We start from the raw sequence: 12,223 nt of genomic DNA, 5'->3' as shown, positions 1-12,223 counted from the left end.
CAGCAGATCGCGCACATCATGGCAGCCGCCACCCTGCGTCAGCCGGTATGTCGCGGCGAAGTCTGGCTGGTGGGTGCCGGGCCGGGTGATGTGGAATTACTGACCCTGAAGGCGCTGCGCGTGATACAGCAGGCGGAGGTGGTGGTGTTTGACCGGCTGGTCTCCACGCCGGTGATGGCGCTGATCCCGGAGGACGCACTGCGCATTGACGCCGGTAAATCCACACGTCATCACACCCTCGGGCAGCCTGAGATTAATCAGTTACTGGTCGATCTGGCGCAGAACGGTCACCGTGTGGTACGTCTCAAAGGCGGCGATCCCTTTATTTTCGGGCGGGGCGGTGAGGAGATGGCGCACTGTCAGCAGCACGGCGTGACCTGCCATATCGTGCCGGGGATCACGGCGGCGATGGGGTGTGCGGCGGCCAGTGGTATTCCGCTGACGCACCGGGATCTGGCGCAGTCCGTACGCTTTGTCACCGGTCACGGCGCACAGGGCGAGCCGGACGTTGACTGGTCTGCGCTGGCGATGGCGCGTCAGACGCTGGTGTTTTACATGGGCATCGCAGGCAGCGACAGCATCAGTCAGAAACTGATGGCCAACGGTATGCCGCCAGACATGCCGGTCGCGGTGATCGAACGCGGTACGCAACCGGAACAGCGGGTATTCACCGGCACGCTGGATGCACTGGGGAATATCATCGTGGCGAACCGGGTGGCTACGCCCGCGTTGCTGATTATCGGCGAAGTGGCGGGAATGTACCGGCAGCCTGTGCGACAGATTCAGCGCGAAACTGAAACTGTCCGCTGATTCTTGACCCGCACAATATCGGCCATCACCGCCAGCGCGATTTCGGCGGGGGTTTTGCTGCCGATATCAATACCAATCGGGGCATGAATGCGGGTCAGTTCTTCCGCGGTCATGCCGCCGGTGGTTTCCAGCCTTCTGATGCGGTTCTGGCTGTTACGCAGCGACCCCATGACGCCGATGTAAAACGCGTCGGTGTTGACCGCTTCCATCATGGTCAGGTCATCCATTCTCGGATCATGGGTCAGCGCGACGATGGCGGTATTGGCATGGCAGCCGTGTTGTTCGAGATAGCGCGCCGGAAACACCGTATCAAGGATCGGCGAACCGCTGATTTGTCCGCGAAAATTCTCCAGAATGTCTTCCCTCGGCTCACAAATCACCGTTTCAAACCCCAGCCCGCTGGCAAACTCCGCGCAGAATACCGCCACGGCAGACAGCCCGGCGATGATAATGCGCGGTGCGCAGGCGAGGGTAATGACGATTTCAGACGCATCACGTTCAACAATGGTGCTGCTGCGCCAGGTTTCCTGCGTTAAGGAATGGCAGGCCGCAGGCGGCGTAATGCGTTTTTTCAGCGCAAAATGACAGTTCAGCGACTGGCCGATCCCGGCGATATAAGCCTGATTCGCCGCCGTGGGTGCGAGATACTCAATCAGAATATCCAGCACGCCGCCGCAGGGCAGCGCGCGATCCGGCGTTAATCCGCCGTCGCCGTAGCGCACCACCTGACTCGGCTGGCGAAAATCACCGTCGCGGATGCGCTGAATAAAATCATCCTCAATACAGCCGCCGGACAGCGAACCACAAAAATGGCCGTCGCGGTTTATCACCATTAATGTGCCCGGCGGACGGGGGGATGAACCGAAAGTGCTGAGCACCGTGCACAGCCATATCGGCTGATCGTTAATCCAGCGGGCTGACTGACTGATCACGCTGATATCCAGACTTTGCATTGGTTAACACCCTTGTTATGTCTAAAATAACCGGCATGTGGATTAACTCATCATTATAGATGTTTATGAAAATGGCTTCGGGAGCAATCTGAAATGAAACAACCCGTGGTGATATTGCTGGCGGCGGGCTTCAGCCGTCGTTATCAGCAGGCGACCGGTCGGCATAAATTACTGGAAGAGCTTACCGGTACCGGCATGACGATATTTCAGCACAGCCTCGGCAATGTTTTGCGAACAGGCTTGCCGGTCTGCGTGGTGCTGCGCCCCGGTTCACAGGAACTGCAGGCGTTCTGCCAGCGTGTGGATGTGCCTTTTGTCTGCGTGGAGAGTCAGGGCATGGGCGATTCCCTGGCGGCCGGTGTGCAGGCCATGGGGGAAGCCGGTGGCTGGATTATCACGCTGGCGGACTTGCCCTATATCCTGCCGCAAACCTATGACGGTATCGCACAGGCCGTGCGTGCCGGGCAATGCGCCAGACCGGTGTATTGCGGTCAGCCGGGGCATCCTGTCGGATTCCCCGCCTCCATGCGGACCTCGCTGGTCGCCTTACAGGGCAGCGGCGGGGCGCGCGACCTGCTGAAAACGCACCCGCCATTAAACATCGAAAGTGAAGATCCGGGCTGCGTGTGGGATATCGACCTGCCGGGGGATCTCAAAATTTGAACGGTTCGCCTTTAGTGACAGCTGTTTTTCTTATGCCTAATTCGTCCATATTTATATTTTTAAATTCGTAGTCGCTCATTCTTCCTTATGCAATTCTTTGACCTACAAAAGAAAAAATACCGGATCTTCATTTTTAACATTTGGGGCGTCACAGCCTCTGAAGACTATTCATAAGGAAAAACGATGGCTGTCATTAACGTAAATAAAACCCAGATTGCTGCCGGACTGTTTCTGGCGCTCAGCACGATTTCTACTTTTGCCGCGCACGCGGATCAGCTGGCGGACATCAAAAAAGCCGGTGTGGTGAGGGTCGCGACGTTCGATTCCAATCCGCCATTTGGTTCTGTTGATGCCAAAACCCATGACATCGTCGGTTATGACGTGGATTTCGCGAAAGCGCTGGCGAAAACGCTGGGTGTGAAATTGCAACTGGTGCCGACCAATCCGGCGAACCGTATTCCGTTATTACAGTCCGGTAAAGCCGATCTGATCGTGGCGGATATCACCATCACGCCGGAACGCGCAAAAGTGATCGACTTCTCCGTGCCTTATTTCGTCACCGGCCAGCAGTTCCTGGTCCCGGCCGGATCGCCGGATAAGCTGGATGCCTATGCCACGGCACGCATCGGTGCGGTGAAAGGCACCACCGGCGAGCAGGAATTGCATAACCGCTTCCCGCAATCCCGCGTGTTGTCTTATGACGATATTCCGCTGGCACTTTCCGCGCTGCGGAACGGCAACGTGCAGGCCATTACGCAGGACAGCACCATTCTGGCGGGGCTGCTGGATGGCGCGCCGGACAAAGCAAAATACAAAGTGCTGCCTGAATTGCTGAGCAAAGAAGAGATTGGCGTGGGCGTCAAAAAAGGCGAAACCAGCCTGCTGAAAGTGGTTAATGACGAGCTGCTGAATCTGGAGAAGAACGGTCAGGCGGTCAGCATTTATAACGTCTGGTTCGGTCCGCAGACCAAATCCCCTCAGCCGCGTCTGTTCAAAATCGAAGCCAAATAATCTGTTTTATGCAAGGTAAGACACATGCAGCAAGACACTATCTCAACCGCAGCAGCGTCTGCGGTTTTTTCACATTCATCCGCCGGTAAAATCGCGGCCGTTGAATTCCGCCAGGTCAGTAAATTTTTCGGTCCGCATGAGGTTATCCGTAACGTTGATTTACGTGTGAACAGTGGCGAAGTGGTGGCAGTTTGCGGGCCATCCGGTTCAGGTAAATCCACGCTGATCCGGCTGATTAATCAGCTGGAATCGGTCAGCAGCGGTGAAGTTTTTATCGCCGACCAGCCGACGCGCAATCTCAAAGGTGCCGCATTACGCCAGCTTCGAACGCACATCGGCTTTGTCTTTCAGCAGTTCAACCTTTACGCCCACCTCACCGCTGAAGACAACGTCAGTCTGGCGCTGATTAAAGTGCATGGCTGGAAGAAAAGTGAGGCGCGCGAAAAGGCACGGGCATTGCTGGCGCGCGTCGGTCTGGGCGATAAAGCGCAGCATTATCCTGAGCAGCTTTCCGGCGGTCAGCAGCAGCGCGTGGCGATTGCCAGGGCGCTGGTCACGGATCCGGGCATCATTTTATTTGATGAACCGACCTCGGCGCTGGATCCTGAAATGATCGGCGAAGTCTTGCTGGTGATGCAGGAACTGGCGAAAAGCGGCATCACCATGATTGTGGTGACGCATGAAATGAGTTTTGCCCGTGAAATCGCTGACCGGGTGATTTTCATGGATGGAGGCGAAATCCTTGAACAGGCGCAGCCGGAAGATTTCTTCCTGCGTCCGCAACATCCGCGTGCGCAGCGGTTTCTGCAAAAAGTCCTGTTTCCGCTGCATCCGCAAACCGGAGTCGCGCTATGAACTGGCATCCCGACTGGGCTGGCGTGCTGACCGGCCAGCCTCTGCACTGGATAATCTCCGGCTTCCTCACCACGCTGTATGTCAGCATTATCGGAAGCTTGCTCGCCACGTTACTGACGGTATTGCTGCTGGCGCTGCGCCTGAGTTCGTCGCGTCTGGCACGCGGTGCGGTGGCGGCGTTTGTCTCTGTTTTTCGTAACACGCCGCTGCTGGTACAACTGCTGTTCTGGTATTTCGCGGCGTACGGCGCGTTGCCGCAAAGCTGGCGTTTTTACATCGGCGACATTCATCCGTGGGCGACGTTTCCGGGCAACATTGCCTGGCTGACCCCGGAATTTCTGTGTGCGGCCTGGGGGCTGGCGCTGTTTACGGCGGCGTTTTTGGTGGAAGAAGTGCAGGCCGGGCTGAATTCCGTGCCGAAAGGCCAGACCGAAGCGGCGATTTCTCAGGGTTTCAGCCGTAAAACGCTGCTGCTTTCGATTCTCCTGCCGCAGGCGCTGATCAACGCGTGGCAGCCGATCACCGGCCAGTATCTCAACCTGATGAAGCTTTCCTCGCTGGCGACGGGTATCGGTTTTTCGGAACTGACGTATCAGGTCAGCCAGATTGAAAGCTATAACGCGCACGCCTTTGAAGGTTTCGCCGTTGGGACGCTGCTGTATCTGGCGCTCGGACTGCTCCTCGGCTGGCTGATGACGGTGTTTGGTCCGAAGCGACCGCAGCACAGGCCGCAGGTGGTTCCGAAGGAGGAAATTGGCGATGGAATTTGACTGGTCAGTTATACACGATAATTTCACTTATCTGCTGTGGGGAAGGCTGGCTGACGGCGAGCCGGGCGGCGTATTGCTGACGCTTATCATGGCGGCATCGGCGGGCGTTCTGGCGTTACTGTTCGGTGTGCTGATGGCGGCGCTGGCGTGGCGTTTCGGCGGCCTGACACGAAAAGTCCTGTTTGTCTGGGCGTCGTTTATCCGCGGCATTCCGTTGATTTTCGTGATTTTCTGGCTGTACTTCCTGCTGCCGGTGGTGTTTGGCGGTTCAATTCCCGGCCCGCTGACGGTGATTGTGGCGCTGGCCTGGTTTACCTCGGCGGCGGTGATGCACTCGACGCTGGCCGGTCTGGAAGCCTTGCCGCGCGGGCAAACCGAAGCGGGAATTGCATCCGGTATGGGTTACGGCAACGTGCTGTTGTTCGTGCTGTTACCGCAGGCGTGGCCGAATCTGCTGCCGTCGTATCTCGGGCTGCTGATCTCTCTGGTGAAAGACACGTCACTGGCGTTTATCGTCAACGTGCCGGAACTGACCACCGTCGCCGGACAGGTGAATAACCGGGTACAAATTTACCCGGCAGAAATCTTCCTGCTGGTCGGGCTGATGTATTACCTGCTGTGCGCGACGCTGGCGTATCTGGCGGGTAAATCCATCAAACGTCATCAGGGGTTGCGCACGTAAACGAAACCCCCGCCAGTTTCCGGCGGGGTATTCAGACTGGAGAGACGGTAAGTTTATTGCCTTTTGCTGACCGACGTTAATTCCGTGTCCACACTCAGATCCCGGTCAAACCACTTCTCAGAAATCTTCTTCAATGTCCCGTCTGCCCGTAATTCACCGAGTGCGACATCCACTTTTTGTTTCAGTGCTTCCCCGCGCGCATCTTTCCTGAACGGCAGGGCAACCTGTTTCAGGCCGAAGGGTTCACCGACAACTTTCAGCGGCAGATTTTTATGTTTGATCTGACCGAGCAGGATCACCTGACCGGAAACATAGGCATCCACTTTTCCCTGAGCCACGCTGTTGACCACCACATCCATGCCCTCGAAGGTCACCAGTTTGATTTCATTTTTCGGATCAAATTCTTTCAGGACTTTGGCATAGTTCGAACCGAGATCGGCGGCGACGGTTTTACCTTTCATGTCCTGTAATCCGTGAATGGTGGTGTTGTTTTTACTCACCGCTAACTGCGCCGCAGAGTAATAGTAGGGCGCTGAATAATCGTATTTTTTTCGCCGCTCCGGCGTGTCGGCGAAATTGCCCACGGTATCCACTTTGCCGGTTTCCAGAGAACCCAGCACGCCCACCCAATCGGACGTTACCCATTCCACTTTGTAGTGGATCTTACTGGCGACGGCGTTGAGAATGTCCGCGCTGAATCCTTTGATGGTATCGCCGTCTTTAAAATAGTGGGGATAACCGTCCGGTGTCGCCCCCACCCGCAGAACGGGTTCATCATCGGCTTTTGCGGCGGGTTTATCACACGCCGTCAGCAGCAAAGGGAGTGAACAAATTGCCAGTGTTAACAAGCGCATATCAAGATTTCCTGTTTTAACCGGCATAAGGTTTGCCGAGATGTTTTTCGAGGCGACGCTGTAACTCACTGAAAATGATGGTCAGCGCCCAGTAGACCAGTGCCACGGCGAAATACGCTTCGAAGAATTTCAGCGATTCTGTGGCCACCATTTTTCCGGCGGCCAGCAGCTCGCTGACGCCTAATGTGAACGCCAGCGAAGAGTTCTTGATCAGGCCGATATACACGTTGCCGGTCGCCGGGATCGCATTGCGGCAGGCTTGCGGAAACAGGATACGGCGGGAAGCGGTAAACATGCTTAGCCCGGAGGCCAGCGAGGCTTCCAGTTGCCCTTTATCAACAGAGTCGATGGCGGCACGGAAGATTTCCGCCAGATAGGCGGACGTGTTTAAGCTTAAACCGAGGATCACTGCATTCATGGCACTCAGCGAATTCATTGAAGGAATAATTTGCGGCAGCCCGAAATAAATAATCAATAATTGCACCAGTACCGGTGTGCCGCGAAAGAAGGAAATATACAGGTGTGCAAACGCTGCGGGTATTTTACCGGCCCGGAGTAACAGGGCGAAAATAATCCCCAGTACGGTCGCCAGTAAAATGGAAAGCAATGAAATCAGCAAGGTCACGGGAAGATAAACGAGGATCTGCGGAATAACGCCGAGCATATAAGGAAAATCAAAATTCATTGTGCAAAGTTCCGTGTACGGCCATCAGGCAAAATCATGTAAGAAAGAACGGGTACGCTTCCCGGAAGCGGTCTGGAATATTTTTGCCGGTTCGCCTTGTTCGATAATTTGCCCGTGCTCCATGAAAAATATCCGGTCAGAAACATCCCGTGCAAAGCCCATTTCATGCGTCACGATCATCATGGTCAAGTCACGCCCGGCCAGCCCTTCAATCAGGTTCAGGACTTCACGGCGCATTTCGGGATCCAGCGAAGACGTGGGCTCATCAAATAAAATGACCTGCGGATCAACGGCCATGGCGCGGGCGATGCCGACGCGCTGCTGTTGTCCGCCGGAGAGTGTGCCGGGATAAGCCGCCGCTTTGTGCGCCAGACCCACCTGCGCAAGCAATTCCTGACCCCGTTCGCCGGCCTGCGCTTTAGTCAGTTTTTGCGTAAAACGTAAAATCTCCGTGATATTTTCCAGCGCGGTTTTATTTTTAAATAAATTGTAGTGCTGAAAAACCATCGACGTCTGGCGGCGAAAACCGGCGGTTTGTTTGCGGGTAAGAGTGTCCGCGTTAATGTGTTTATCACCAATCTGGATCTGGCCGGAATCCGGCCTGACCAGCAAATTCAGCGAACGTAACAGAGTGGATTTCCCGGAACCGGAAGGGCCTATTACCGACACCACTTCACCTTTATTCACCGTGAAATTAATATCCGACAGGGCAGGGAATTGGTTAAATGATTTATTCAATCCGCTGACAGTGATCATGTGTGCTCCCGCTGGTTAATATAAATAACGCGCATATTTCCTTAAAAGAATATTAACTTTTCGGTCGCCTGCGACAAATGCTTTAAATCGCTAACGATATGCGGGGCGTAATATTATGCCTGTGTGAACTGACAACCGGCAGCGCATCAATCAGCTTTTCCGTCCACGGATGGACAGGGCGGTGGAACACCTCATCGAATTTTCCGTGCTAAAGGTCAACACCTTGGGTTGCCACCCAAACTGGCCTCAAGGGGCGCCTGTCGCCACACCCCTTGAGAATCCCGGGCTCTTTTACTGCGTGCTCCGCTCGCTGGCTATGTTTCAGGTATCGCAGTGACAGGCTGGAAATCTTGCCGCTGCGCGGTGCCTTCTCTCGGTCCTGGAGCCTCTGGTCTCCAGGCCGCTCCGTTCAGCAAGATTTCTGAATCGCCCGCAACATTTTAAATTCAAAAGCAGACTGTATTCCTCTTTTAAAAAAGTTGATTGGCGTGCTCAAAATTCAGCTGAACGGAGCGGCTTCAAGACCTATGGCTTGAAGACCGAGAGAAGGTAGTGCGAAGCACCTGGATTTGCGGCACTCACCAATGCACCAGAACATGTCCGTCATGCCTGCGATAGCGTGCAGTGAAAAAGCGCGGAGTCCAGAGGCCCGCGCGTTACCGGGTCTCTGGTCGGTGTGGGCCGACGCCCACGACCTTGACCTTAATAACCCGGCGAACTGAATGGGATAACAGGCGGGTGACGAGGCTTCTTCTTATTACAATACTTATTAAAATGTTCAGGTAATAAGATTACCGGTATGGCTAAACCTGTTGAGTAATATTGATTTTTTATTGAGTTTGATCAATAAATCAACAGCCAGATAATAGACTTTAAAATTTTAAAGCATATAAAGAGAAAACAGGACTGGCTCTGTAAAAATCAAGGAAAAGAGATGAAGGGGAAATGGGCGAATTATTTAATATCGCAGGTGAAATATAACGAGCAGCATACTCACATTATCGATGTGGTGGTGCATGAGGATCTGGGAAATGCCGTTGGTGATGCGGTAATACAACCCCGGCAGTGGGTCATCTCTATGATTGATAATGACTATAGTTTCTGCACCGCGATACAAAACAACCATGGCAAATGGGTAAGAGGACGAATAGTGGTGACGGATCGGGTAATGGGTAAAGATTACCTCACCACTCTCGCTGACGGGCAAGCCATAGATAACTTAGAAAACCTTCCTGAATATTTCTGATATTCATTTTGGTCTTAACAGACAGGTGCGCAAAAATACAGCACCTGTCTGTTATCACCGGCAACAAAACCCATATTACGGCAAATCTTAACCTCTCGGTTTATTATTCCCCCGGCGTTAAACCAGCGTCCGTAATTCAGCAACAGAGCGAACCAGCGGTGCCTGCTCGTGCGCTTCAAATGCCTGTTGATTGAGAATTTTGCGCAGATACACCAGTTCGACACCCAGCGGGTTAGTCGCAGTATGAAACGGCTCATAGCCGCGCCGCTGATACAGACCGGTCAGCCACGGATGTTTCACCGCCGTCGCCAGATACACCGCCGGTGATTTCAGTGTGTCGCGTAAAAATGTTTCTTCGACGTAGCGGATAATTTCATTGCCCAGCCCCTGACCTTTGGCGTGTTCCGCCACCGCAAACCAGTGCACAAACGGCCATGGCGCAAGATGGTTTTTGGCCGGTGTCCACAAAAAACGGGTGGTCAGCGTGGCCGTCAGTTCGCCGTCTTTCTCCAGCACATAGGTGGTTTCATTGCGGATAACATCCCGCACATCCTCCACGCTTGCGCGGGTGATGGTGAAATGAATGCCATGTTCCAGCAACGGCGCGTACGCCTTTTGCAAAAGACGGTGCAACGCCGCCGCTTCAGACTCGTGCGCAAGGCGGATCAGGTGGCTCATGTTCGGTTCCTATTGTTGGCAGCAGAGCGTTATCCCCGATTATTAAAGTCAGGAACCAGAGATGTAAAACAACAATAGTTGCTATGGAGTTGCGGGAGATGGAATAGGGGGCTGGCCGCCCCCATGCTCCCCGGGCTCTTCAGCGGGACATCCCGTCCTTATGAACCTTCGAGGTAGTCATTAAAACGCCTGCGCCAGTGTCCCGGTGAAATATGGTATTTACGGGAAAACGCCCGGGTGAATGACTGCTGCGAATCGAAACCATAACGGTGAGAAATATCGACAATAGAATCAGTATTTCTGACTAAATCGCAGGCAGCACTTTCAAGTTTTTTGTCGCGGATATAATTTGCAATAGTTTGTTCTGTTTTCTCGTGGAAGACGCGTTGCAAATGCCATTTTGAATAGCCAGATTTCTCGGCGACATCATTTATCTTCAGCGGTTTATCTATATTGTCGTCAATCCATAGCATGATTGAACGAACGATCTCATCGCGTATCACCATCATCATAGCCTCAGAGCATTTATCTATTTTCACTTGCAGTAAGAGAATAACAGTAAACAAAACACTAATTTACCCGCCCCATCCTGATTAAACTCATGAGTGACGTTAATTAATGCGGGTCCCGCCTGAGGTAATATAAGTTTTTCTTATCCTGAAATAAGTTCATGAAAATGAACAAAAAACCGAATACCAAGATATTCGGTTATATGAAAAGCATATAATTAAATTATAAATCAAACAGGCCAATGAAAGCCAAAAATAATAATGAAGCAACTCAACGTAACCGATTGCCCGCAAGCAAGGATTATCAAAATGTGCGATTTGAGTTAAGGGATGAGATATTTATCAATCTGTGCTGACAAAATAAAACATTTATTTACACCCTGAGTTTAAAAATGATAAATCAAATGCGCAGCGTTTTTACTGCCTTGAGAAATAATCATTACAGGGGCCATAAGTGATAGTAAAGGCCCGAAACTTTATTTTGCCTAAAGCTCGATAAATAAGCAGTGGCGAGTTATCAATCATTGAGGGTTATGATGAAGCATAAAGCGATCTTTTTAGTGATGTCATCCGCATTACTTGCCGGTACGGCGCACGCAGCAGAAGTTTTCAATAAAGACGGCAATAAATTAGATATTTACGGTCTGGTGTCCGGCGAACATTATTTCTCCAAAGACAGCAGCATGGATGGCGACCAGACCTACGTCCGTCTGGGTTTTCGTGGTGAAACGCAGATCTCTGACAATCTGACCGGTTACGGCCAGTGGCAGTCACAGTACGACGCCAGCAGCGCAGAAAGTGAAGATTCCACACCACGCACCCGTTACGGTTTCGCGGGTCTGAAATTTGGTGATTACGGCTCCTTCGACTACGGCCGTAACCGTGGCGTGCTGTACGATTCCTTAGGCTTTACCGACATGCAGCCTGAGTTCGACGGCATGACCTACGGTTCTGACCAGTTCATGTTCAGCCGCGCAAACGGTGTCGCGACTTACCGTGACAGCGGTTTCTACGGCCTGATTGATGGTCTGGATATTGCGATTCAGTATCAGGGTAAAAATGACGGCGGCGGTGAACCGGGCGTGCGCAGCGTATTGCGTCAGAACGGCGACGGTTACGGCATGTCAGCCACCTACAATATTGGCGCAGGCGTCAGCATTGTCGGTGCCATGAGCAGCGCTGACCGTACCAACGAACAAAACAGCCGCACGAACGGCATCATGGGTAACGGCAAACGTGCCGAAGCGTATTCCGGTGCGATCAAGTATGACGCGCACGGCGTGTATTTAGGCGCGATGTATACCCAGGCGTATAATGCGTCCCGCTTCGGTTCTGTTTCTGATGATACGGCGTACGGTTATGCCAATAAATCTCAGATCATGGAACTGTACGCCAGCTACCAGTTTGACTTCGGTCTGCAACCGTTTGTGGCCTATAACGTCAACAAAGGGAAAGATCTGGGCCGTTCCGCCTCCGGTCGTAATTACGGCGATCAGGATCTGATCAAATATGTCGATTTCGGCGCGACGTATTACTTCAACAAAAACATCAATATGTTTGTTGATTACATGGTTAACCTGGTGGATGAAAACAGCTTTACCCGTGAAGCCGGTATTAGCACCGACGACGTGACCGCAGTCGGTATTGTTTATCAGTTCTGATGCGGGGATCTGATGCAGGGATTCTGGCTGAAAACATAAGCCATCTCTGAGAAAGGATATAAAAGGCGACGCATGTCGCCTTTATTTGTC

The 12,223-nt window shown here is 52.8% G+C and carries 14 protein-coding genes; 8 read left to right on the top strand and 6 right to left on the bottom strand.

Features of this window, described 5'->3' with window-relative positions:
* Positions 1 to 18 precede the first annotated feature (18 nt).
* Positions 19 to 810 (top strand): uroporphyrinogen-III C-methyltransferase, encoded by a 792-nt coding sequence (gene cobA / locus EDF78_RS23845; protein ID WP_133824050.1) that lies wholly within the window; start codon positions 19 to 21, stop codon positions 808 to 810.
* Here the strand turns inward: cobA and EDF78_RS23840 are convergent.
* A complete protein-coding gene (locus tag EDF78_RS23840) occupies positions 783 to 1,763 on the bottom strand; it encodes an XdhC family protein (RefSeq protein ID WP_133824038.1) in 981 nt (326 codons plus the stop codon). The genes cobA and EDF78_RS23840 overlap by 28 nt on opposite strands.
* Positions 1,764 to 1,856: 93 nt before the next feature.
* Here EDF78_RS23840 and EDF78_RS23835 point away from each other — a divergent pair, with 93 nt between their 5' ends.
* The 5 genes from EDF78_RS23835 to EDF78_RS23815 all read left to right on the top strand — a co-directional run bounded on the left by EDF78_RS23835 (position 1,857) and on the right by EDF78_RS23815 (position 5,744).
* Positions 1,857 to 2,426, top strand: a complete 570-nt coding sequence (locus tag EDF78_RS23835; RefSeq protein ID WP_133824037.1) for a nucleotidyltransferase family protein — start codon at positions 1,857 to 1,859, stop codon at positions 2,424 to 2,426.
* A gap of 183 nt (positions 2,427 to 2,609) precedes the next feature.
* Positions 2,610 to 3,437, top strand: a complete 828-nt coding sequence (locus tag EDF78_RS23830; protein WP_133824036.1) for an ABC transporter substrate-binding protein — start codon at positions 2,610 to 2,612, stop codon at positions 3,435 to 3,437.
* A 24-nt stretch (positions 3,438 to 3,461) separates the two neighbouring features.
* Complete coding sequence (locus EDF78_RS23825) at positions 3,462 to 4,292, top strand: amino acid ABC transporter ATP-binding protein (protein WP_133824035.1); 831 nt, start codon at positions 3,462 to 3,464, stop codon at positions 4,290 to 4,292.
* A complete protein-coding gene (locus EDF78_RS23820) occupies positions 4,289 to 5,062 on the top strand; it encodes an ABC transporter permease subunit (RefSeq protein WP_133824034.1) in 774 nt (257 codons plus the stop codon). Before EDF78_RS23825 ends, EDF78_RS23820 begins: the two co-directional genes overlap by 4 nt.
* Entirely contained in the window at positions 5,052 to 5,744 is a 693-nt protein-coding gene (locus tag EDF78_RS23815; protein ID WP_133824033.1) for an amino acid ABC transporter permease, read from the top strand. Before EDF78_RS23820 ends, EDF78_RS23815 begins: the two co-directional genes overlap by 11 nt.
* Before the next feature lie 53 nt (positions 5,745 to 5,797).
* Here the strand turns inward: EDF78_RS23815 and EDF78_RS23810 are convergent, their stop codons facing one another.
* From EDF78_RS23810 to EDF78_RS23800, 3 genes are read right to left on the bottom strand one after another with little or no spacing between them, the layout of a single operon-like run.
* Positions 5,798 to 6,598 carry an amino acid ABC transporter substrate-binding protein gene (locus tag EDF78_RS23810; RefSeq protein WP_095922136.1) on the bottom strand — a complete coding sequence of 267 codons (801 nt, stop codon included), beginning with the start codon at positions 6,596 to 6,598 and terminating at the stop codon, positions 5,798 to 5,800.
* Between the two features lie 16 nt (positions 6,599 to 6,614).
* Positions 6,615 to 7,283, bottom strand: a complete 669-nt coding sequence (locus EDF78_RS23805; RefSeq protein WP_095922135.1) for an amino acid ABC transporter permease — start codon at positions 7,281 to 7,283, stop codon at positions 6,615 to 6,617.
* Positions 7,284 to 7,307: 24 nt separating this feature from the next.
* Entirely contained in the window at positions 7,308 to 8,039 is a 732-nt protein-coding gene (locus EDF78_RS23800) for an amino acid ABC transporter ATP-binding protein (protein ID WP_119826182.1), read from the bottom strand.
* A gap of 934 nt (positions 8,040 to 8,973) precedes the next feature.
* On the opposite strand from EDF78_RS23800, the gene EDF78_RS23795 reads away from it, so the two are divergent.
* Complete coding sequence (locus tag EDF78_RS23795) at positions 8,974 to 9,285, top strand: DUF3892 domain-containing protein (RefSeq protein WP_119826178.1); 312 nt, start codon at positions 8,974 to 8,976, stop codon at positions 9,283 to 9,285.
* A gap of 117 nt (positions 9,286 to 9,402) precedes the next feature.
* Here EDF78_RS23795 and EDF78_RS23790 read toward each other — a convergent pair whose 3' ends face one another.
* Both EDF78_RS23790 and EDF78_RS23785 read right to left on the bottom strand, forming a co-directional pair.
* Entirely contained in the window at positions 9,403 to 9,963 is a 561-nt protein-coding gene (locus EDF78_RS23790) for a GNAT family N-acetyltransferase (protein WP_095922132.1), read from the bottom strand.
* A gap of 158 nt (positions 9,964 to 10,121) precedes the next feature.
* Entirely contained in the window at positions 10,122 to 10,469 is a 348-nt protein-coding gene (locus tag EDF78_RS23785) for a helix-turn-helix domain-containing protein (protein WP_095925144.1), read from the bottom strand.
* A 539-nt stretch (positions 10,470 to 11,008) separates the two neighbouring features.
* Between EDF78_RS23785 and ompC the strand changes: the two genes are divergently transcribed.
* Positions 11,009 to 12,133, top strand: coding sequence for a porin OmpC (gene ompC, locus EDF78_RS23780; protein ID WP_095922131.1), 1,125 nt, complete (start codon positions 11,009 to 11,011; stop codon positions 12,131 to 12,133).
* Positions 12,134 to 12,223 lie beyond the last annotated feature (90 nt).

The sequence above is a fragment of the Rahnella sp. BIGb0236 genome (assembly GCF_004364755.1).
Classification (GTDB): domain Bacteria; phylum Pseudomonadota; class Gammaproteobacteria; order Enterobacterales; family Enterobacteriaceae; genus Rahnella; species Rahnella victoriana.
The sequence above is the reverse complement of the archived record's forward strand: the minus strand, read 5'-3'. Positions and strand labels throughout refer to the sequence as shown.

What these genes read in the sequence shown, in the direction of transcription:
- cobA (WP_133824050.1), top strand. Translation starts at nt 19, where the DNA reads ATGGCAGCCGCCACCCTGCGTCAGCCGGTATGTCGCGGCGAAGTCTGG.
- EDF78_RS23840 (WP_133824038.1), bottom strand. Translation starts at nt 1,763, where the DNA reads ATGCAAAGTCTGGATATCAGCGTGATCAGTCAGTCAGCCCGCTGGATT.
- EDF78_RS23835 (WP_133824037.1), top strand. Translation starts at nt 1,857, where the DNA reads ATGAAACAACCCGTGGTGATATTGCTGGCGGCGGGCTTCAGCCGTCGT.
- EDF78_RS23830 (WP_133824036.1), top strand. Translation starts at nt 2,610, where the DNA reads ATGGCTGTCATTAACGTAAATAAAACCCAGATTGCTGCCGGACTGTTT.
- EDF78_RS23825 (WP_133824035.1), top strand. Translation starts at nt 3,462, where the DNA reads ATGCAGCAAGACACTATCTCAACCGCAGCAGCGTCTGCGGTTTTTTCA.
- EDF78_RS23820 (WP_133824034.1), top strand. Translation starts at nt 4,289, where the DNA reads ATGAACTGGCATCCCGACTGGGCTGGCGTGCTGACCGGCCAGCCTCTG.
- EDF78_RS23815 (WP_133824033.1), top strand. Translation starts at nt 5,052, where the DNA reads ATGGAATTTGACTGGTCAGTTATACACGATAATTTCACTTATCTGCTG.
- EDF78_RS23810 (WP_095922136.1), bottom strand. Translation starts at nt 6,598, where the DNA reads ATGCGCTTGTTAACACTGGCAATTTGTTCACTCCCTTTGCTGCTGACG.
- EDF78_RS23805 (WP_095922135.1), bottom strand. Translation starts at nt 7,283, where the DNA reads ATGAATTTTGATTTTCCTTATATGCTCGGCGTTATTCCGCAGATCCTC.
- EDF78_RS23800 (WP_119826182.1), bottom strand. Translation starts at nt 8,039, where the DNA reads ATGATCACTGTCAGCGGATTGAATAAATCATTTAACCAATTCCCTGCC.
- EDF78_RS23795 (WP_119826178.1), top strand. Translation starts at nt 8,974, where the DNA reads ATGAAGGGGAAATGGGCGAATTATTTAATATCGCAGGTGAAATATAAC.
- EDF78_RS23790 (WP_095922132.1), bottom strand. Translation starts at nt 9,963, where the DNA reads ATGAGCCACCTGATCCGCCTTGCGCACGAGTCTGAAGCGGCGGCGTTG.
- EDF78_RS23785 (WP_095925144.1), bottom strand. Translation starts at nt 10,469, where the DNA reads ATGGTGATACGCGATGAGATCGTTCGTTCAATCATGCTATGGATTGAC.
- ompC (WP_095922131.1), top strand. Translation starts at nt 11,009, where the DNA reads ATGAAGCATAAAGCGATCTTTTTAGTGATGTCATCCGCATTACTTGCC.